Below are 19,704 nucleotides of genomic sequence, written 5' to 3'. Positions count from 1 at the left end.
GGTTAAACCTCAGTAACGCCCTTTAATGACGGTTCAGCCATGAGAGAGTAGTTCGTATAATAAACCACAAATCCAGGTTTCGCTCCTGCAGGTTTTTTTACCTGCTTCTTCTGAATATAATCAATCTCTACTTTCGGAGCCGTACGTCCTTTAGAATAATAAGCCGCAAGCTGTCCTGCAATCTCAAAGATATGATCCGGCAGTTCCCTGTCCTTAGACTTCACAACCACATGAGAACCAGCCATCTTCTTGGCATGGAACCACCAGTCATTTCCTGTGGCAAATTTAAAGGTCAGTTCATCATTTTGGAAGTTGTTTTTTCCTACATAAATATCATACCCATCCTCAGTCACATAATGGAACGGTTTGGATTTATTCTGCATTTTTTGACCCTTCTTACGGTCATAATGCTTCTTAATATAACCATACTCCATCAGCTCCTCTTTAATCTGCGCCAGGTCACTCTCAGCCAGAGCAATATCCAGAGCATTGGAAACAGACTCCAGATGCTCGATCTCACTGCGTGTATCCGCGATCTGTTCCGTCAGAGCCTCCTCTGTACGCTTCAGCTTTCCGTATTTATCAAAATATTTCTTGGAATTCTCCGCCGGAGTCATAGTAGGATCAAGCGGAATGGTGATCTCCTCATTCGTATAATAATTCAGAGCTTTAAACGATTTACATCCATCCTCCAGCCCATACCCATAAGTATTGATCAGCTCCCCGTAAACCTTATACTTATCCTTCTTTGCAGTATCCTTCATCTGCTTCTCCTGCAGAGTAAGTTTCTTACGGTTACGCTCCAGCGCAGTCTGCACGATCCTTCTTAAATCCGAAGACTTCTGATGAATACGTGTCAGCGTATTCTTCGTCGCATAATAAGTCTCCAGCATCTCCGAAACACTGCCAAACTCCACAGAATGATACTCCGGTCCATACTGCTGGAAAGGAAAAACTCCATATTCCACAGGTTCCTCTCCGCGGCAAACAATATTAGGCGTAAAATCACCCTCCACAACCTGATCTATCAGCCTGCGGAACGTATGATACAGATGAACCCTCGCCGTCTCATCCAGAGACTGCGCCGCATCACTACCATCGATCGAAGCACGGAAACAGATCTCCTCCGCAACAACAGGACTGATCCCCGTAAGAGAAGAATACACAGCTCTGGAAATATTGCACGGCTTATTGCACACAGTCTGAATAAACTCCTCCTCATTTACAGTCAGCGGATCCAGCTTATCCTGCGTCTTCGGAATAAAATACTCCCGCCCCGGAAGTACCTCACGCACAGAACTCATATGAGAAGAAACATGCTTGATACTGTCCAGGATCATATTCTGATCATCACAGAAAATAATATTACTGTGTTTACCCATCAGCTCCATGATCAGCACCTTCTTACAAGGATCTCCCAGCTCATTTAGATGCTCCAGCTCAAACATCACCACACGCTCCAGCCCCGGCTGCCTGATATCCGAAATCCTCGCACTTCCAATATGTTTACGTAACAACATACAGAAATTCGGTGCAGTCATAGGACTCGGCTTATTCTTAGAAGTAAAATAGATCAGTGGAAGAGAAGCACTCGCCGAAAGAAGCAGCCTGCACTGCCCATTCGCTCCCTTCCCCGTGATCAACAACTCATCCGCCTCCGGCTGCGCGATCTTATTAAACCGCCCGCCATCTAAATTCATATGCAGCTCCTTCACCATAGCCGCAATCGTAATACCATCAAAAGCCATATAAAAACACTCCTTTAACATAAAAATGATCGGTGACAGTAATCCTAAACACAAAAATCTAAACACCTGACAGTATAAATTTAAGAAAAAGAATAAAAATGAAAGCACCGTCTACGTCAGAAAGGCGAAGCCTTAGAGTTGACTAGCTTCCGAAACCGCGCCCCAGACCATTTATTTTATCCTGCGTCCTTTCTAAGTAGTATACCACACATTTCATACCGCCATCAACGAAAAAATGTTTGACTACAATTCTATAATGAACTATAATAGATCTGTATGTAAACCAGACCAGGAATACATACAGCGACACCAGTAAGACAGACAAAGAGAGAAAAACTATGATAAAAAGCATGACTGGTTTCGGCCGGGCAGAAGTCGTGACCAATGAAAGAAAAATAACCATCGAATTAAAATCTGTCAACCACAGGTACCTGGACCTCAGCATAAAAATGCCCAGAAAACTGAACTTCCTGGAGGGCGCCGTCAGAAACCTGATGAAAACCTACATCCAGCGAGGCAAAGTTGATGTATACATCACATATGAAGACTACACCATGAACAACGGAGCCCTCAAATACAACAAAGAGCTTGCATCCGAATACATCACCTGTCTGAAACAGATGCAGCAGGATTTTGGCCTTGATTATGACATCAAAGTCAGCACCCTTTCACGCTGTCCGGAAGTACTTGTCATGGAAGAACAGTCTGTTGATGAGGAAGCACTCTGGGGATTTATAGAGCCGCCGCTGCGTGAAGCATGCGAGAAATTCGTTCAGACACGAAATCTCGAGGGAAGAAATCTTGAGAAGGATCTCATCGAGAAACTGGACGGCCTCGAAGAGAAGGTATTACGGGTAGAAGCCCGCTCTCCGGAGGTAGTAAACGCTTACAGAACCAAACTGGAGGCAAAAGTGTCCGAACTTCTCGAGGATACCCAGATCGATGACAACAGAATTGCAGCAGAAGTCATTCTGTTCTCAGACAAGATTTGCAACGACGAGGAGACTGTACGTCTCCACAGCCATATCAAGAATATGAAGAAAATGCTCACAACAGAGCAGAATGGCATCGGACGTAAGCTTGACTTCATGGCACAGGAGATGAACAGAGAGGCAAATACCATCCTGTCCAAATCCAGCGATCTTGAGATTTCCAACATTGCGATCGATCTCAAGACAGAAATCGAGAAAGTCAGAGAACAGATCCAGAACGTAGAATAGAGGATACAGACTGTGGCAAAACTTATAAACATCGGTTTTGGAAATGTAGTTAATTCACAGAAAATCGTGGCAGTGGTAAGCCCGGATGCAGCACCGGTCAAACGAATGGTGCAGAGTGTCAAAGGAACCCGGTCACTGATTGACGCAACGCAGGGACGAAAAACAAAGGCAGTCATCATTACAAGTGATGATTATCTTGTGCTCAGTGCACTCCAGCCTGAGACTATCGCCCGTAGATTTGCGGAAATATATGAGAATGAGGGAGAGACCCATGAATAAAGGAATTTTAGTAGTGGTTTCAGGATTTTCCGGTGCAGGGAAAGGCACAGTAATGAAACGCCTTATGGAGAAATATGATGATTACGCATTATCTGTCTCCGCAACTACCAGAAATCCGCGTCCCGGCGAAGAAGATGGCAGAGAATATTTCTTCCGTACACGGGATGAATTCGAGAAACTGATCGAAGAGGATGCTCTGCTTGAGTATGCTCAGTATGTGGAGAATTATTATGGAACTCCGCGTTCCTACGTAGAAGAACAGCTTCAGGCGGGCAGAAATGTAATCCTGGAAATAGAAATCCAGGGTGCAATGAAGATCAAAGAAAAGATACCGGAGGCACTTCTGGTATTTGTAACTCCTCCGACAGTAGAGGAACTGGAACGCCGCCTTACAGGCAGAGGAACAGAAACTGCACAGGTGATCGCAGACAGACTTGCAAGAGCCGGTGAGGAAGCAAAGGGTATGGGTCAGTATGACTATATTCTTGTTAATGATACAGTAGAAGAATGCGTAGATCATTTGCACCAGATTATTGTAAGTGAACATTCCAGAGCATTCAGAAATGCAGAATTTATCGCAGATATTCAGGAGCAGACAAAGGCATTTCAGAAATAGCAGTATCAGGGGGATTCTGGCTGGCCGGGAAAGCAAAACGGCAGAATGCAGGTTCCCAGATGCATATAAATACTATTAAATCAATTATGCGGTGAATTGCCGCTTTAAAAGAAAGGAGAAAATACATGATACATCCGTCTTATACAGAATTAATCGAAGCAATCAATGAAAACAGTGAGGACGACGATACAACGATGTCCCTTAACAGCCGTTATTCACTTGTACTTGCTACAAGCAAACGTGCACGCCAGCTTATCGCAGGCTCCAAACCGCTCGTAGAAGGTGCAGCAGGCAAGAAACCTCTTTCTATCGCGATCGATGAGCTTTACAAAGGAAAAGTAAAGATCCTTGCTCCGGAAGAGAACGAAGAGGAAGAGTAGGCAGCTGTAACAGCTGAGGCTCAGGCAGCAGTTGAAACTTCCGAAGAAGCAGCTCAGACAGAAAGTGCAGCAACTGAGGAAACAACAGAAGCATAATACAATAGACGAACAAACGAGTGTGTCTGAGAATTACAGCAGTATATTTTCAGACACATTCTCTATGGGAGAATTTATGAAATTATTATTCGTATCATTAGGCTGTGACAAGAACCTCGTTGATTCTGAAGAGATGCTTGGACTTCTCACCAGCAACGGATTTGAAATCGTAGACGATGAGACAGAAGCAGAGGCAATCGTGGTAAATACCTGCTGCTTCATCAATGACGCGAAGGAAGAAAGTGTAAACACCATCCTTGAGATGGCAGAATACAAGAAAGCCGGAAGCTGTAAAGTTCTTATCGTAACAGGATGTATGGCACAGCGTTACAAAAATGAGATCATCGAGGAAGTACCGGAAGTTGATGCAGTACTTGGTACCACTTCTTACGGAGATATTCTTAAAGCGATCAATGAAGCAATGGAAGGAAAGCACTTTGAGGAATTCAAGGATATCGATTATCTTCCGGAAAAACTTGGAAAGCGTGTGCTGACAACCGGTGGACATTTCGGATATCTCAAGATTGCAGAAGGATGCGATAAGCATTGTACTTACTGTATTATTCCGAAACTTCGAGGCAAATTCCGAAGCGTTCCGATGGAACGTCTGTTGGAACAGGCACAGGAGATGGCGGAAGAGGGTGTAAAAGAACTGATCCTGGTCGCACAGGAAACAACCGTTTACGGAACTGATATTTACGGTAAGAAATCTCTGCATGTTCTTCTTAAAGAATTATGTAAGATCAAAGGAATCCGTTGGATCCGTGTACTCTACTGCTATCCGGAAGAGATTTACGATGAACTGATCCAGACCATGAAAGAAGAGAAGAAAATCTGCCATTATCTGGACCTTCCGATCCAGCATGCAAGTGACCGCATCTTAAAGAGAATGGGCAGAAGAACTACACAGGCAGAACTGGTAGCCATCGTAAACAAACTCCGTCAGGAAATCCCGGATATTGTACTTCGTACCACTCTGATCTCCGGTTTCCCTGGAGAAACACAGGAAGACCATGAAGAACTGATGGGATTCGTGGACGAGATGGAATTTGACCGCCTGGGAGTATTTACCTACTCACCGGAGGAGGATACCCCGGCAGCAACTATGCCTGATCAGGTTCCTGAGGAAGTGAAAGAAGAACGCCGTGATGAGATCATGGAACTTCAGCAGGAGATTTCCTATGATAAGGGAACGGACCGCATCGGACAGGAACTTCTCGTAATGATCGAGGGAAAAGTAGCTGATGAGAGCGCATACATTGGCAGAACTTACGGAGATGCACCGAAGGTCGACGGTTATATTTTTGTGCAGACAGGAGAGCTTCTTATGACAGGAGATTTCGCAAAGGTACGTGTGACCGGTGCACTGGAATATGATTTGATAGGAGAGTTGGCAGATGAATACACCGAATAAACTTACAGTAGCCAGAATGATTCTGGTACCATTTCTTGTACTGTTTATGCTTACAGGCTGGGGCGGTGATGCAAACCGTTATATTTCCCTTGCTATTTTCGTTGTAGCCAGCGTAACTGACTGGTTCGACGGAAAGCTTGCCAGAAAATATAATCTGGTAACAAATTTTGGTAAATTTATGGACCCTCTTGCAGATAAGCTGCTTGTCTGCTCTGCAATGATCTGCTTTATCGAACTGGATAAACTTCCGGCATGGATTGTCATCATCATTATAGGAAGAGAATTTATCATCAGCGGATTCCGTCTGATAGCGGCTGAGAATGGGATTGTAATTGCTGCCAATTACTGGGGCAAATTCAAGACGGTATCTCAGATGATCATGATCATTTTGCTGCTGATTGATCTGGGGGGCGTGTTTGACATTCTGGAGCAGGTATTTATCTGGCTTTCAGTAGCACTCACAATTATTTCCCTGATCACATATATTTGGCAGAATAAGAGTGTTCTGTCTATGCAGGATTAAAAAGGTATCTCTCTGCTGAACAGATAAAAGCAGAATAAGAGTGTCCTGTCCATGCAGGATTAATAAAAAGAATATTCGAACAGTATAATGTTGGGGTCAGGCTTTGACCTCAACATTTTATATATTCACAATTTAACCAAATTGCGGAGTAGATATTTGGTTATGAGCAAGTGGCGAAGCGGATGATTTTATCCGCCTGGCAGTATTTAAGAAATATTTAATTGACTTATTGCTTTGCTGGTTATAAAGTGTCAGTATACAATGCATGCGAAAGCAGAAAGGAAGCAAAAAACATGGTTACAGAATTAATTGCAGTAGGAACCGAGATCTTACTTGGAAATATCGTAAACACAAACAGTGCCTATTTGTCAGAGAAATGTGCAGAGCTTGGTCTTGCAGTTTATTACCAGTCCGTAGTAGGTGACAATCCGGACAGAATGAAGAGTGTGATCAAAACGGCGCTGGACCGTTCCGATGTGATCATTCTTACAGGCGGTCTCGGACCGACAGAAGATGATCTGACAAAAGAAATCACAGCAGAAGTAATGGGATTTCCACTTGTAGAAGATGCTCATACAAAAGAACTGATGGAAGCATATCTGCAGGAATATGAGAAGAATCATCCGCAGCGCCGCATCACAAAGAACAACTACAAACAGACTATGGTACCGAAAGACTCTATTGTCATGGACAATCACAATGGTACAGCTCCTGGTCTGATCATGGAGAAGAAAGGCAAGACAGCCATCCTGCTTCCGGGACCTCCAAACGAAATGATCCCGATGTTTGAAGAATCTGTATATCCATACCTGCGAAAAAAACAGCCGGAGATCATCTATTCACGCATGGTAAAGATCAGCGGTATCGGTGAAAGCCAGGTAGCAGAAGAAATTCAGGATCTGATCGAGAAGCAGACGAATCCGACCATCGCTCCATATGCAAAGACAGGTGAAGTACATTTAAGAGTCACTGCAAAAGCAGAAAATGAGAAAAAATGCAAAGAAATGATCAAGCCGGTTGTCCGTGAATTAAAGAAACGCTACGGTAAGAATGTTTTTGCCACAAAAGAGGACAAGACTCTGGAAGAAGCAGTTGTAGATATTCTGAAAGAGAAACATATGACTTTATCTCTGGCCGAGTCCTGCACAGGCGGTGCAGTTGCAGCCCGCATCGTAAACGTACCGGGAGCTTCCGATGTGCTGATGTGCGGTTATGTGACCTATACAAACCATGCAAAGAGAAAATGTCTCGGAGTAAAGAAGAGTACACTGAAGAATGAGGGTGCTGTTTCAGCCAAATGTGCCAAAGAAATGGCAAAAGGCGGCGCAAAAGCAGCGGAGGCAGATGTATGCCTTTCTGTAACCGGACTTGCAGGTCCTGGCGGTGGAACAGAAGAGACACCTGTAGGAACCGTATTCATGGGATGCACCTGCGCCGGAAAAACCACCACAAGAGAATTCCATTTCACAGGTAACAGAAGCCGCATCAGAGGTCAGGCGGTTGCCCAGGCGTTGACATTTATCCGCGACAGTCTGTTAGAAAGTGTTTGAAAAAGCATTCCCGCAATCTACACGCCCCACTTTGCAGAAAGCCTTTTTCAAACATGCTTTAGAGTACATTGCGAAAACAGAGGAAAAGACTTTGTTTTCAGCAGATGTACTCTTTTTATTTGGCAGGTACAATTGTGGGTTTGTTATGGCACTTCTCTGTTATTTCATCATCTTCATAAGATTAACGATCTTATCCAGCTTCTGAGCTTCCTGCGGGGATTTTCCCATCTTCAGAACTTCAATGATCGTAGAGATTTCATTTGCATTAAAATTCAATCCACCCTTTTTTCCCTGTGCTGCTGCATTCATAAGAAAAGGCAGCATGTCATTTGCCCCTTTGTTACTTCCCTGAGCCGCCAGATTCTGGAGCATATCCAGCTTGGAGCGGTCCATCCCTGCAAGGCGTGGGTTATTACGCCAGTCATCATTCATTTGCATCCTCCTTTTTGTTGTTATCAGGCTGTTTCATCAGCTGAAGCATCTGAACCATTGCCATCATATTTACCATCTGATTTAATTTATCCCTGCTTGGTCCATAACAAAAGCTGCGGATGTCATTGATCATGTCCATAGGATCCTGAGCAGGTATACTCATTGCACTTAAACTGCTTTCGGAGTCTGATCTGCCGAAAATAGAAACTGTATTAAGCAGTTCAGCAGCTTTTTCATAAACAGAGAAGATCTGCTGTCCTTTAGGCGGTAGATAGGGAATGGCAGCCTTTATCAGCTGACCGCGGTCTGAACTGACCATCTGATCCAGCAAAGTCTGAGCAATATGATCATCATTCATAGGATCTGCTTCCATTTTATGATTTTTATTAACAGGATATGACGGAGAAAAGGATTCTGACATATAATAAATTATAGAAAATGGAAATTGGAGAATAAAAGAATGAAACCGGAATCCGATGAAAATAAAGAAAAGCTGGTCATGGACGGAAATGCTTTTTATGAAATAGATATGGAATGTGTCAGAAATAAAAACAGGCAGAAAAACAGAAATACACAGTTAAAAAATAATTCTATAAACAGGAAGAAAAAACAAAACTAATTAGTGCGCAGTGGCCGACATCCCGAAAAAAGGCAGAGGGAACGGCCCTCTGCCTGAATGAAATGGTTATCAGCATCCACATCCGCAGCCATTGCCGCAGAGCAGAAGCAGTACAATGATGATCCAGCAGCTGTCGCCGTTGCCACATCCATTGTTACATCCGCATCCGTTATTGCCGCACAGACACAGTAAGATAATGATCCACAGGATATTGTAGCAGGAGTTATTTCCGCAGGAAAGTCCCCAGCCGTTATTGCATCCGTTGTCGCATCCGCAGCCATTATTATTGCATCCACATCCGCCTCTGTCTTCTCCGCATCCGCAATTTGTAGCAGCTAAGTCACTCATGTTAAATCCTCCAGAATTTCTTTACACTCATATCATATGTGTGGATCTGAAATGTGTTACAGCCAGCGGCGAAAACAATACTTTTTCACAGAAACAGCCATTTGTTCGAGAGAAACAGCTGAAAGGTTTTGTAAATCAGCGTAATGGGAAAGGGAAGAATTGGCAGTTTTCACAAGTTGACAATAATATATGAATCGGATATAATATGACTTGTAACAAATCTGTAATGATTGAGAAAGAAATGCAACAATAACCCAATTAAAACGTAAAACAATGTGTAAAAGCGAAGAGAGGAAACGGGGAATAAAAATGAAGAAACATGGGAAGCTATTGTTAAAGTATCTGCTCCTTTTTGTAATAACCGTTTTTGTACTGGGCTGTGTTAGTGTATCCGCGGCAACGAAAACAGGATTTGTGACCCAGAATGGCAAAACTTATTACATAAACAAAGACGGCTCCAAGCAGAAAGGATGGCTGGAGCTTAACGGAAAGAAATATTATTTCAACAAGAGTACAGGTGTACAGGTAAAAGGCTGGGTAAAGGACTCCAGCGGAAAAGCGATCAGATATTTTACCAGTGGTGCGGGATACATGGTGACTGGATTTATCACAGACTCCAATGGAAATACCCGCCATTTTGATGAGAAAACAGGCCTTATGACAAGAGGCTGGCTCACAGACTCTGATGACTACAAATACTATTTCTACAGCGGCTCAGGCGTTATGGCAAAGGGCTGGGTAGAGAACAAACAGGAACAGAAGAGATATTTCAGTCAGAGCAATGGACGTATGTGTACAGGCTGGACAAAGAGTACTGCAGGAAACTACAGATATTTTAAACCATCCAATGGAATCATGTACGTGGGACTTGAGAAAGTTGGTTCTGATTATTATTATTTTTCAAAGACAACAGGTGTCCGTTATCAGAAAGGTTTCGGAACAGTAGGAAGTAAGAAATACTATTTTGACCCGTCAGACGGTAAGGCGAAGATCGGATGGCTGACATTGGACGGAAAGAAGTATTATTTTAATGAATCCGGTGTTATGCTGGCAGGCACGATCGCCTCTATTGACGGAACTACATATCTGTTTGATTCTGATGGTGTGGCGGCTAAGACATCTTCCAACTATCAGATTGGAAGTGACGGATATGTCAAGGTTTATGATGCAAAGAATAACAAAAACTATTATATGGAGAAGCAGTTCGTGCAGCATCCGGGAATTGCCGATGGAACAGTATCCGATCTGGATCTGCTTGCAGCAGTATGTGATTCAGAAGCCGGTGATCAGGGACTTGTAGGAATGGAAGCGGTTGCCCTTTGTGTATTGAACTGTACGATTGATGTAGACAAAGATTTCCCATCACAGATCCGTTATGTCGTATATCAGGGAAAACCGACCCAGTATGCAGTTGTTACAGATGGAGCACTGTTAAAGAGACTGAACGGTCAGTTTGAAGACAGGACCAATGCTTATGCGGCAGCAAAGGCAGCAATGGAAATCTTTAATAATTATGTAAATCGTGGTACAAAAAGAACACTTCCGGGATTTTCGACAAAGGATTTCAATTATAAATACTTTATGACTCCGGCGGCATTCCGGGCGCAGAATCTTAATTTCAGCAAACTGGAATATGAGCAGTATAAGGGACATGTGTTCTTTGTAGACTGGATCGTAGGATAAAAAGAATAAGAATGAACAGAGCGATACATTAATGCTTTAAGTTGATAAAATACAGCGGAATCTATGTTAAATTCCTTGACAAATAAAAATTGTATTTGTATACTTGCAGATATATGATGATGTCAGGATCAAAAGGTATTTTGTTCCTGACCTGATATGAAAAAGCACAGATGGGAAAGAGTAACATAAGGAAAGCAGACAGAGAGCAGCCGGCAGGTGAGAGGCGCATGGGGAACTTGTGTGAATACCTCCCGGAGCTCTGTACCGAACACTCTGGAAACATCACACAGGTAAGTAGGCTGCAGCGGAGTGGCATCCGTTAACATGCTTAAGTAACAGGGAGAATTGTTGTTTCTTACAACAATGGCATGGCTTGTTACTTATGGAGGCAGAGAATGCGAGTTTTCTGTGAATTTAGGTGGTATCGCGGGACCCGGTTCTCGTCCTAAACGGACAGGAACCGGGTTGTTTTATTTTATAATGAGGAGGAAACAAACAATGACAGTTTGGGACGAGCTGAAAGCCCGTGGTCTGATTGCCCAGGTAACAGACGAAGAAGAGATCAAAGAAATGGTAAATAATGGAAAAGCCACATTTTATATCGGCTTTGACCCTACCGCAGACAGCCTTCATGTGGGACATTTCATGGCGCTCTGCCTGATGAAACGTCTGCAGATGGCGGGAAATAAACCAATCGCATTATTAGGCGGCGGAACCGGTATGATCGGTGACCCGTCCGGAAGATCTGATATGCGTCAGATGATGACAGTGGAGACCATTCAGCACAACATTGACTGCTTCAAGAAACAGATGGAGCGTTTTATCGACTTCTCAGACGGCAAGGCATTAATGGTAAACAATGCTGACTGGCTGATGAACTTAAACTATGTAGAAGTTCTTCGTGATGTTGGACCACATTTCTCTGTAAACCGTATGCTCTCTCACGAGTGCTACAAACAGCGTATGGAACGTGGACTTACATTCCTTGAATTCAACTACGTGATCATGCAGAGCTACGACTTTTACATGCTGTATCAGAAATACGGCTGTACTATGCAGTTCGGTGGTGATGACCAGTGGGCAAATATGCTTGGCGGTACAGAGCTGATCCGTCGTAAACTTGGTAAAGATGCTTATGCAATGACTATCACACTTCTTCTGAATTCCGAAGGAAAGAAGATGGGTAAAACTCAGTCCGGTGCTGTATGGCTTGATCCGGAGAAAACTTCTCCATTCGACTTCTATCTGTACTGGAGAAACGTGGATGATGCAGATGTTATCAAATGTATGCGTCTTCTTACATTCCTTCCATTAGAAGAAATCGACGAGATGGCTAAATGGGAAGGAAGCCAGTTAAACAAAGCAAAAGAAATCCTTGCATACGAACTGACAAATCTGGTTCATGGCGAAGAAGAAGCAAAGAAAGCACAGGAAGGCGCAAGAGCACTTTTTGCAGGCGGCGCTGACACTGCACATATGCCGACTACAGAGCTGACAGATGAAGATTTCTCAGAAGAAGGAACGATCGACCTGATCTCCATGCTTGTAAAAGCAGGAATGGTTCCGACACGTTCCGAAGGACGCCGTGCGATCGAGCAGGGTGGTGTTTCCATTGATGGTGAGAAGATCACAGATGTGAAACATGTAGTTGCCAAAGATGCACTTACAGGCGAAGGTGTAGTGCTGAAAAAGGGCAAAAAGAAATTTAACAAAGTTCTGGCAAAATAATATATAATATAAGAAATGCATGAAATGGTCCGGCGGTAAAAAGACGTTATGTTTTTGGAAATCGGACAGAATATGTATAGAGGATTATAAAAAATATCAGGATGTGCGGAGTATTTCCAAACAGATTCTTATGGAGTCTGTCAGAGAAATATCTGCATATCTGATTCAGGAGGAAAAGGTTATGAAGAAATACGGAGTAAACGAACTTCGTCAGATGTTCCTCGACTTCATGGAGAGCAAAGGACATCTGGTAATGAAAAGCTTTTCCCTGGTACCACAGGGAGATAAGAGTCTTCTGCTGATCAACGCAGGTATGGCTCCGCTGAAACCATATTTTACAGGTGCTGAAATCCCGCCGAGAACAAGAGTAAGTACCTGCCAGAAATGTATCCGTACAGGTGATATCGAGAATGTAGGTAAAACCTCACGTCATGGTACATTCTTTGAAATGCTTGGTAACTTCTCATTTGGTGATTACTTCAAAACAGAAGCGATCCACTGGTCCTGGGAATTCCTTACAGAAGTAGTTGGTCTGGACGCAAACCGTCTTTATCCGTCTGTATATCTGGATGATGATGAAGCATTCGACATCTGGAACAAAGAAATCGGAATCCCGGCTGAGAGAATTTTCCGTTTCGGAAAAGAAGACAACTTCTGGGAGCATGGTGCTGGTCCTTGCGGTCCATGTTCAGAGATTTATTATGACCGTGGAGAGAAATACGGCTGTGGCAAACCTGACTGTACAGTAGGATGTGACTGCGACCGTTACATGGAAGTATGGAACAACGTATTTACTCAGTTTGAGAACGACGGTAACGGAAACTATACAACACTGAAACAGAAGAACATTGATACAGGTATGGGTCTGGAACGTTTGGCAGTTGTTGTTCAGGACGTAGATTCTATCTTTGACGTAGATACTATTTGCGCACTGCGTAACCTGGTATGCGAGATTTCAGGAAAAGAATATGAGAAGAATTATAACGATGACGTATCCATCCGTCTGATCACAGACCATATCCGTTCTGCAACATTTATGATCTCCGATGGTATCATGCCTACAAACGAAGGTCGTGGATATGTACTCCGCCGTCTGATCCGTCGTGCAGCACGTCACGGACGTCTTCTTGGCATCAAAGGTACTTTCCTTGCGAAATTAAGTGAAGAAGTGATCAATGGTTCCAAAGCAGGATATCCGGAACTGGAAGAGAAGAAAGAATTCATCTTCAAGGTTCTTACAAACGAAGAAAACCAGTTCAATAAGACTATCGATCAGGGTCTTCGTATCCTTGGCGAAATGGAAGATGCAATGAAAGCAGCAGGAGAGAAAACACTTTCCGGCGAAAATGCATTCAAATTATATGATACTTATGGATTCCCGATGGATCTTACAAAAGAGATCCTTGAGGAAAAAGGTTATGACATCGATGAGGAAGGTTTCCAGAAATGTATGGAAGAGCAGAGAAACAAGGCTCGTTCTGCACGTGAAGTAACCAACTATATGGGTGCTGACGCAACTGTATATGATGATATTGATGTAAACGTTACAACAGAATTCGTAGGATATGATCATCTTACCTTTGATTCAAAAGTAACTGTTCTTACAACAGACACAGAGATCGTTAACTCCCTGATGGAAGGTCAGAAAGGAACAATCTTTGTAGAGCAGACTCCATTCTATGCAACTATGGGTGGACAGGTCGGTGACACAGGTGTGATCGAAACTGCAAACGGTAAGTTCGTAGTAGAAGATACGATCAAACTCCGTGGCGGCAAATTCGGTCATGTAGGTCATATGGAATCCGGTATGATCTCCACAGGCGAAACTGTTTCCCTGAAAGTAAATGAAGCTGCAAGAAGAGACACTGAGAAGAATCACAGTGCAACACATCTTCTTCAGAAAGCATTAAAGACAGTCCTTGGAAGCCATGTAGAACAGAAAGGTTCTCTGGTAACACCAGACAGACTTCGTTTCGACTTTGCTCATTTCCAGGCTATGACAGCGGAAGAGATCGCAGAGGCAGAAGCACTGGTAAACAAAGAAATCCAGGCAGGTCTTGAAGTCCGTACAGATGTTATGGACATCGAAGAAGCTAAGAAATCCGGAGCAATGGCTCTGTTCGGAGAGAAATATGATCAGAAAGTACGTGTCGTATCTATGGGTGACTTCTCCAGGGAACTCTGTGGTGGTACTCACGTAGCAAACACAAGCAACATTATGCTGTTCAAGATCGTTTCCGAATCCGGTATCGCAGCAGGTGTTCGCCGTATCGAAGCTCTGACAGGCAATGGAGTTCTGGAATACTATAAGAAACAGGAAGAACTGCTTCACGCAGCAGCAAAAGCTCTGAAGGCAAATCCTGCAGAAATCGTAGAGAAGATCGGACATCTTCAGGGAGAAGTAAAAGCACTCTCCAGTGAAAACGAATCCTTAAAGAGTAAACTGGCTCAGGGTGCTCTGGGAGATGTTATGAATAAAGTAGTAGAAGTCAAAGGTGTGAAGCTCCTTGCCGCAAAAGTAGACGGAGTTGACATGAACGGACTTCGTGACCTTGGCGATCAGCTCAAAGGCAAACTTGGTGAAGGTGTTGTCCTTCTGGCTGCAGTAAACGGTGAGAAAGTAAACCTTCTTGCTATGGCTACAGATGCTGCACAGAAAGCAGGCGCTCATGCAGGTAACCTGATCAAAGCGGTAGCAGCGATCGTAGGCGGTGGCGGCGGCGGACGTCCGAACATGGCTCAGGCCGGCGGAAAGAACCCGGCCAAAGCTCAGGAAGCTGTAGATGCAGCAGCAGGAATCCTTGAAGGTCAGCTGAAATAATAAGGGACTGCTTTTGTTCGTTTAAATTCTCCAGAAATAAGAGTGGATTTTCAACAAAATAGTGACAGATAGACAAGATTCAAATTTCTGCAAAATTTAACCAAAAAGATGTTGACGAACACACCGGCAATGATATATAATATCACTTGTGCAAGAAAAATACCCAGACAGTTGTATTTTAGCACAATCTACAACTGGAGGGAGGTTAGGTGTGAGTCTATGTCAAACGTAATCGTAAAAGAGAACGAGACTTTAGATAGCGCTCTTCGCAGATTCAAGAGAAGCTGCGCAAAAGCAGGAATTCAGCAGGAAATCCGCAAAAGAGAGCATTACGAGAAACCAAGCGTTCGTCGTAAAAAGAAATCTGAAGCCGCAAGAAAACGTAAATATAATTAATTGTGCGCAAAAATCCCTGACAGTTTGTCAGGGATTTTTATCATAATGGAGAAATAAGCCGAAATTCCATTGCCACAGGCAATCTGGAATGAAATTTGACATTGTTACTGAAAATAAAATGAACAGTAACGCATATTTGATTCAGGTACAGTAACAAAAATGTACTTATGAATCGGTCAGGGGAAGGAAATAATCTTGAAAGCAGAGAACAACAAAAGACTGAAAGAAAAGAAAAACTGGATCCTGTTACTGTTAAAGAAAATTGCCAAGCTGCTCTTTAACAGAATCTTTTATGTGGCAGTAGCTATTTTGGTTCAGTTTGGCTGGATCATGATGATGGTACTGCGTCTGGCGACTTATTCCAGATATGTAGATATCCTGCTTAAGCTGGCAGGAGTTGTGATTGTATTATGGATTCTGAACAAGGAGATTAATCCATCGTATAAACTGGCGTGGATCATACTGATCCTGGTGCTGCCAATCCTCGGAGTCGTTCTGTATTTCCTTTTCGGACGTTCCAGGATTGCCACGATCATGCAGCAGCATTTTGAACAAAGGATTGAGGAAAGCAGGGATTATCTGCAGGATCGGCCTGAGACAAGAGAGAGGCTGGAAGAGATGAATCCGTCAGCTGCGATCCAGTCCAGATATATTTCGGATAATTCCAGATTTCCGGTTCATGAGAATACCACAGCAGAATATTTCCAGGTAGGAGATGATATGTTTCCGATGCTTGTCAGGGAATTGAAACAGGCGAAGAAATATATTTTTATCGAATATTTCATTATTAATGATGGCGTGATGTGGCAGACTATCCTTCATATTCTGGAAGAGAAAGCAGCAGAAGGCGTAGATGTCCGCCTGATCTACGATGGATTTGGGTGTCTTACCACACTTCCGCATAAATATTATGAAGAACTCCGTGCCAAGGGGATTTCCTGTCAGGTGTTTAACCCGTTCCGTCCACTTCTGAATATCATTCAGAATAACCGTGACCACAGGAAACTTTGTATCATAGACGGATGGGTAGGATTTACCGGTGGTATCAATCTGGCAGATGAATACATCAATCAGAAGGAGCGGTTCGGTCATTGGAAAGACACTGCAGTAATGCTCAAAGGTGAGGCAGTCTGGAATATGACAGCTATGTTTCTTCATATGTGGGCGGTTGTAGGCAGATCTGATGAGAGCATTGATTATGAAGCTTATTTTCCGCACAAATACCATGAAGAAGAATTTGAGAGCGATGGATTTATTCAGCCATTCTGCGATACTCCGCTGGACGAGGAGATCGTTGGCGAGAATGTATACCTGAACATTATTAATAAAGCCAAGAAATATGTGTACATTTGTACACCATATCTGATCATTGATAATGAGATGATGACAGCTCTGTGTCTGGCAGCTAAGAGTGGGGTAGATGTCCGTATTATGACTCCTGGAATTCCGGACAAGAAACTGGTATTTCTTCTGACTCAGTCCTACTACAAACAGTTGCTGGAAGCAGGTGTAAAAGTCTATGAATACCAGCCAGGTTTTCTGCATGCGAAATCTTTTGTGTGCGATGATGAGATCGGCGTGGTAGGAACTATCAATCTGGATTATCGAAGTCTGTATCTTCACTTTGAAGATGGTGTATGGATTTATAAGAACAGAGTGATACAGGATATCAAGGACGATTTTGTCCAGACAATGGAATACTGTCGTCCTGTAGAGCTGGAATTCTGTCTGAACAGAAATATAGGGGTGCGTATGATGCAGAATATCTTCCGCGTGTTTGCTCCGATGCTGTAAGTGAATTATAAAAAATAGGTGTAATGTATAAATATGAAAAGATATACATTACATCTATTTTTATGTAAATAAATAAGAAAAGCCAAACCAGCTCATGGATGACCTAAAATGAAGAAATAGTAGTCAGGGTCATCATCAAACCAGTTTATAAATGACTTAGATTGTATTTGCAGGATCTTTTTCAGCAACAGGATATACAGGCATATTTTCTAAAAAATGTTTTTATAATAGAATAGAATATATCTGCCGGAGCGAAAATATGGTAAAGAAATGGATTTCATTAATATGTGCATGTATCATATCACTTATCATGCTTCTGACACCGCTGGCAGTCAGAGCACAGAACAATTCTACAGATGAAACGATACAGGAAAACAGCAGCCAGCAGCCAGAGACTGCAGACCTGATCCAGGCACCGTCCGGAATTCTGATGGAAGCTCAGACAGGGACTGTCATTTACCAGAAAAATCAGGACACCAGACGAAGTCCGGCCAGTATTACGAAGATCATGACATTGATCCTGATCTTTGATGCACTGGAAAAAGGAAATTTGAAAATGGACGACGTTGTAACAACCAGTGCCCATGCCAGGTCCATGGGAGGTTCTCAGGTATTTCTGGAAGAAGGCGAAACACAGACAGTGGAAACCCTGATCAAATGTATTGTGATCGCTTCGGGAAATGATGCCAGTGTAGCTATGGCCGAGCATATCTGCGGCAGTGAGCAGGAATTTGTCCGTCACATGAATGAGCGTGCAGCAGAACTGGGAATGGAAAACACCAGTTTTGAAGACTGTTGCGGCTTGACGGAATCCACAAATCATTACACGACAGCCAGAGACATCGCAATTATGAGCCGTGAGCTGATTACAAAATATCCAAAGATTCTGGAATATTCCTCCATCTGGATGGAGAATATCACTCACGTAACCAGACAGGGTTCCAGTGAATTCGGGCTTACAAATACCAACAAACTGATCCGCAGCTATGAGGGATGTGTCGGCCTGAAAACCGGCAGTACCAGTATTGCCAAATACTGTCTGAGTGCGGTAGCAAAGAGGAATGGAATCACCCTGATCGCAGTAGTAATGGCTGCTCCCGACTATAAAGTCCGTTTCAAAGATGCCGCATCCATGCTCAACTATGGCTTTTCCAAATGCAGTCTCTACATAGACAAAAAAATGCAGGCGCTTCCGGAGGTACCGGTCAGAAAAGGAAAAGAAAAAACAGTCCCCCTCACTTATCAGAAACAATTCCAGTATCTCAGCACCGATGGACAGAATATTTCTGATGTAAAAAGAAAACTTCGCATTCATCGCGAAGTAGATGCACCGATAAAAAAAGGCAGCAAAGCGGGCGAAATGATTTATTCTGCTGGGGACAGAGAATTAGGCAGAGTAGATATTTTATACGACAAAACTGTGCCGAAAGCGACTTATATGGATGCATTGAAGACGGTATTGGAAAATTTGTAAGTTGCTGTTTTAGAGCGTGTTTGAAAAATCATTCCCGCAATCTGCACGCCCCACTTTGCGGTATATTTTGCCCGAATTCGGTTGTCGTAGAAGGGTGATAATCCTGCGAAGCATATTGCCGGGTATGGAAAGATTGCTATAATATTGTTACTGAGAACGGAGTGAACAGTAGCCTGATGTTTGCAGTTGCAGATGCTGTGCGAATATTATTGTTTACTATATCAGGCGTTGTATGATAAACTGTTTTTACAGACATCAGGTCAGGGGCGGAATGAGCAAGGAGCAAAGCACATGATTTTATCTGCCTGACTAGATTTTTAAGGAGAAAAGTATGAACCAAAAGAGAAAGACACCTTTTAGGGAAAGTGGACACAAGGAAAAATCCGCAAGACCGGAACATCTTCAAAAAGCGATCGTGCAGGAAAGAGCACGGAAACGCAGAAGTTTTCGTCTGAAACCACAGGTTAAGATTGGCGGAATCATCATTCTGGTACTATTGCTTGTATTTTCAGGAAGCATGATTTTTTTGTCCGGTAAAAAGACTGGCAGTGGAAATGCAAGGGAAGTATTATCTGCCAAAGCA

At 43.2% G+C, this 19,704-nt stretch carries 20 protein-coding genes and 1 pseudogene; 16 read left to right on the top strand and 5 right to left on the bottom strand.

The window, feature by feature from the left end; translation table 11 throughout:
* Positions 1 to 2 precede the first annotated feature (2 nt).
* Complete coding sequence (locus ACTNES_RS07695; RefSeq protein ID WP_291803777.1) at positions 3 to 1,748, bottom strand: Rqc2 family fibronectin-binding protein; 1,746 nt, start codon at positions 1,746 to 1,748, stop codon at positions 3 to 5.
* 338 nt (positions 1,749 to 2,086) lie between these two features.
* On the opposite strand from ACTNES_RS07695, the gene ACTNES_RS07690 reads away from it, so the two are divergent.
* The 7 genes from ACTNES_RS07690 to ACTNES_RS07660 all read left to right on the top strand — a co-directional run bounded on the left by ACTNES_RS07690 (position 2,087) and on the right by ACTNES_RS07660 (position 7,826).
* On the top strand, positions 2,087 to 2,968 hold the full coding sequence (locus ACTNES_RS07690) for a YicC/YloC family endoribonuclease (protein WP_291803780.1): 882 nt from the start codon (positions 2,087 to 2,089) through the stop codon (positions 2,966 to 2,968).
* Positions 2,969 to 2,980: 12 nt separating this feature from the next.
* Complete coding sequence (locus ACTNES_RS07685) at positions 2,981 to 3,247, top strand: DUF370 domain-containing protein (RefSeq protein WP_291803782.1); 267 nt, start codon at positions 2,981 to 2,983, stop codon at positions 3,245 to 3,247.
* The gene (gene gmk, locus ACTNES_RS07680) at positions 3,240 to 3,863 is read left to right on the top strand and encodes a guanylate kinase (RefSeq protein ID WP_291803785.1); all 624 of its coding nucleotides are present in this window, start codon (positions 3,240 to 3,242) and stop codon (positions 3,861 to 3,863) included. The genes ACTNES_RS07685 and gmk overlap by 8 nt, the downstream gene beginning before the upstream one ends.
* 125 nt (positions 3,864 to 3,988) lie before the next feature.
* Positions 3,989 to 4,243 (top strand): DNA-directed RNA polymerase subunit omega, encoded by a 255-nt coding sequence (rpoZ, locus tag ACTNES_RS07675; RefSeq protein ID WP_291803786.1) that lies wholly within the window; start codon positions 3,989 to 3,991, stop codon positions 4,241 to 4,243.
* Between the two features lie 172 nt (positions 4,244 to 4,415).
* Positions 4,416 to 5,753, top strand: a complete 1,338-nt coding sequence (rimO, locus tag ACTNES_RS07670; protein WP_291803788.1) for a 30S ribosomal protein S12 methylthiotransferase RimO — start codon at positions 4,416 to 4,418, stop codon at positions 5,751 to 5,753.
* On the top strand, positions 5,737 to 6,276 hold the full coding sequence (pgsA, locus tag ACTNES_RS07665) for a CDP-diacylglycerol--glycerol-3-phosphate 3-phosphatidyltransferase (RefSeq protein WP_291803790.1): 540 nt from the start codon (positions 5,737 to 5,739) through the stop codon (positions 6,274 to 6,276). The genes rimO and pgsA overlap by 17 nt, the downstream gene beginning before the upstream one ends.
* 293 nt (positions 6,277 to 6,569) lie before the next feature.
* Positions 6,570 to 7,826: a competence/damage-inducible protein A gene (locus tag ACTNES_RS07660; protein WP_291803792.1), complete on the top strand. Its 1,257-nt coding sequence runs from the start codon at positions 6,570 to 6,572 to the stop codon at positions 7,824 to 7,826.
* A 159-nt stretch (positions 7,827 to 7,985) separates the two neighbouring features.
* Here ACTNES_RS07660 and ACTNES_RS07655 read toward each other — a convergent pair whose 3' ends face one another.
* Together ACTNES_RS07655 and ACTNES_RS07650 are read right to left on the bottom strand one after the other, a co-directional pair.
* Complete coding sequence (locus tag ACTNES_RS07655; protein WP_291803795.1) at positions 7,986 to 8,258, bottom strand: hypothetical protein; 273 nt, start codon at positions 8,256 to 8,258, stop codon at positions 7,986 to 7,988.
* Complete coding sequence (locus ACTNES_RS07650; RefSeq protein ID WP_291816631.1) at positions 8,251 to 8,616, bottom strand: hypothetical protein; 366 nt, start codon at positions 8,614 to 8,616, stop codon at positions 8,251 to 8,253. Before ACTNES_RS07650 ends, ACTNES_RS07655 begins: the two co-directional genes overlap by 8 nt.
* Positions 8,617 to 8,718: 102 nt before the next feature.
* Between ACTNES_RS07650 and ACTNES_RS07645 the strand changes: the two genes are divergently transcribed.
* A complete protein-coding gene (locus tag ACTNES_RS07645; RefSeq protein ID WP_291803800.1) occupies positions 8,719 to 8,877 on the top strand; it encodes a hypothetical protein in 159 nt (52 codons plus the stop codon).
* A gap of 69 nt (positions 8,878 to 8,946) precedes the next feature.
* On the opposite strand, the gene ACTNES_RS07640 is transcribed toward ACTNES_RS07645, so the two are convergent.
* Positions 8,947 to 9,225, bottom strand: coding sequence for a hypothetical protein (locus ACTNES_RS07640; protein WP_291803801.1), 279 nt, complete (start codon positions 9,223 to 9,225; stop codon positions 8,947 to 8,949).
* Between the two features lie 309 nt (positions 9,226 to 9,534).
* On the opposite strand from ACTNES_RS07640, the gene ACTNES_RS07635 reads away from it, so the two are divergent.
* The 6 genes from ACTNES_RS07635 to ACTNES_RS07610 all read left to right on the top strand — a co-directional run bounded on the left by ACTNES_RS07635 (position 9,535) and on the right by ACTNES_RS07610 (position 19,121).
* Positions 9,535 to 10,908, top strand: coding sequence for a cell wall hydrolase (locus ACTNES_RS07635; RefSeq protein WP_320813499.1), 1,374 nt, complete (start codon positions 9,535 to 9,537; stop codon positions 10,906 to 10,908).
* Positions 10,909 to 11,406: 498 nt separating this feature from the next.
* Positions 11,407 to 12,636: a tyrosine--tRNA ligase gene (gene tyrS / locus ACTNES_RS07630; RefSeq protein ID WP_441039063.1), complete on the top strand. Its 1,230-nt coding sequence runs from the start codon at positions 11,407 to 11,409 to the stop codon at positions 12,634 to 12,636.
* Positions 12,637 to 12,817: 181 nt separating this feature from the next.
* Positions 12,818 to 15,457: an alanine--tRNA ligase gene (alaS, locus tag ACTNES_RS07625; RefSeq protein ID WP_291803840.1), complete on the top strand. Its 2,640-nt coding sequence runs from the start codon at positions 12,818 to 12,820 to the stop codon at positions 15,455 to 15,457.
* Between the two features lie 219 nt (positions 15,458 to 15,676).
* Entirely contained in the window at positions 15,677 to 15,853 is a 177-nt protein-coding gene (gene rpsU, locus ACTNES_RS07620; protein ID WP_004222305.1) for a 30S ribosomal protein S21, read from the top strand.
* Between the two features lie 195 nt (positions 15,854 to 16,048).
* Positions 16,049 to 17,647, top strand: coding sequence for a cardiolipin synthase (gene cls / locus ACTNES_RS07615; RefSeq protein WP_253292449.1), 1,599 nt, complete (start codon positions 16,049 to 16,051; stop codon positions 17,645 to 17,647).
* Positions 17,648 to 17,906: 259 nt separating this feature from the next.
* Positions 17,907 to 19,121 (top strand): D-alanyl-D-alanine carboxypeptidase family protein, encoded by a 1,215-nt coding sequence (locus ACTNES_RS07610; protein WP_291816635.1) that lies wholly within the window; start codon positions 17,907 to 17,909, stop codon positions 19,119 to 19,121.
* Here the strand turns inward: ACTNES_RS07610 and ACTNES_RS07605 are convergent.
* Entirely contained in the window at positions 19,082 to 19,168 is an 87-nt protein-coding gene (locus ACTNES_RS07605; protein WP_334300734.1) for a hypothetical protein, read from the bottom strand. The two genes, ACTNES_RS07610 and ACTNES_RS07605, sit on opposite strands and share 40 nt — an antisense overlap.
* Between ACTNES_RS07605 and ACTNES_RS07600 the strand changes: the two genes are divergently transcribed.
* Both ACTNES_RS07600 and ACTNES_RS07595 read left to right on the top strand, forming a co-directional pair.
* Entirely contained in the window at positions 19,142 to 19,219 is a 78-nt protein-coding gene (locus ACTNES_RS07600; RefSeq protein WP_441039067.1) for a DUF6783 domain-containing protein, read from the top strand. The two genes, ACTNES_RS07605 and ACTNES_RS07600, sit on opposite strands and share 27 nt — an antisense overlap.
* Positions 19,220 to 19,452: 233 nt before the next feature.
* A pseudogene (locus ACTNES_RS07595) lies at positions 19,453 to 19,704 on the top strand (PQQ-binding-like beta-propeller repeat protein); the annotation flags it as partial.

This window comes from Blautia sp. HCP3S3_D9 (assembly GCF_052063845.1).
Classification (GTDB): Bacteria; Bacillota; Clostridia; order Lachnospirales; family Lachnospiraceae; genus Blautia_A.
The sequence above is the reverse complement of the archived record's forward strand: the minus strand, read 5'-3'. Positions and strand labels throughout refer to the sequence as shown.

Excerpts from the sequence above, each read along its gene's own strand:
- ACTNES_RS07695 (WP_291803777.1), bottom strand. The coding sequence starts at position 1,748 with ATGGCTTTTGATGGTATTACGATTGCGGCTATGGTGAAGGAGCTGCAT.
- ACTNES_RS07690 (WP_291803780.1), top strand. The coding sequence starts at position 2,087 with ATGATAAAAAGCATGACTGGTTTCGGCCGGGCAGAAGTCGTGACCAAT.
- gmk (WP_291803785.1), top strand. The coding sequence starts at position 3,240 with ATGAATAAAGGAATTTTAGTAGTGGTTTCAGGATTTTCCGGTGCAGGG.
- rpoZ (WP_291803786.1), top strand. The coding sequence starts at position 3,989 with ATGATACATCCGTCTTATACAGAATTAATCGAAGCAATCAATGAAAAC.
- rimO (WP_291803788.1), top strand. The coding sequence starts at position 4,416 with ATGAAATTATTATTCGTATCATTAGGCTGTGACAAGAACCTCGTTGAT.
- pgsA (WP_291803790.1), top strand. The coding sequence starts at position 5,737 with ATGAATACACCGAATAAACTTACAGTAGCCAGAATGATTCTGGTACCA.
- ACTNES_RS07660 (WP_291803792.1), top strand. The coding sequence starts at position 6,570 with ATGGTTACAGAATTAATTGCAGTAGGAACCGAGATCTTACTTGGAAAT.
- ACTNES_RS07655 (WP_291803795.1), bottom strand. The coding sequence starts at position 8,258 with ATGAATGATGACTGGCGTAATAACCCACGCCTTGCAGGGATGGACCGC.
- ACTNES_RS07650 (WP_291816631.1), bottom strand. The coding sequence starts at position 8,616 with ATGAATGATGATCATATTGCTCAGACTTTGCTGGATCAGATGGTCAGT.
- ACTNES_RS07645 (WP_291803800.1), top strand. The coding sequence starts at position 8,719 with ATGAAACCGGAATCCGATGAAAATAAAGAAAAGCTGGTCATGGACGGA.
- ACTNES_RS07640 (WP_291803801.1), bottom strand. The coding sequence starts at position 9,225 with ATGAGTGACTTAGCTGCTACAAATTGCGGATGCGGAGAAGACAGAGGC.
- ACTNES_RS07635 (WP_320813499.1), top strand. The coding sequence starts at position 9,535 with ATGAAGAAACATGGGAAGCTATTGTTAAAGTATCTGCTCCTTTTTGTA.
- tyrS (WP_441039063.1), top strand. The coding sequence starts at position 11,407 with ATGACAGTTTGGGACGAGCTGAAAGCCCGTGGTCTGATTGCCCAGGTA.
- alaS (WP_291803840.1), top strand. The coding sequence starts at position 12,818 with ATGAAGAAATACGGAGTAAACGAACTTCGTCAGATGTTCCTCGACTTC.
- rpsU (WP_004222305.1), top strand. The coding sequence starts at position 15,677 with ATGTCAAACGTAATCGTAAAAGAGAACGAGACTTTAGATAGCGCTCTT.
- ACTNES_RS07610 (WP_291816635.1), top strand. The coding sequence starts at position 17,907 with ATGGTAAAGAAATGGATTTCATTAATATGTGCATGTATCATATCACTT.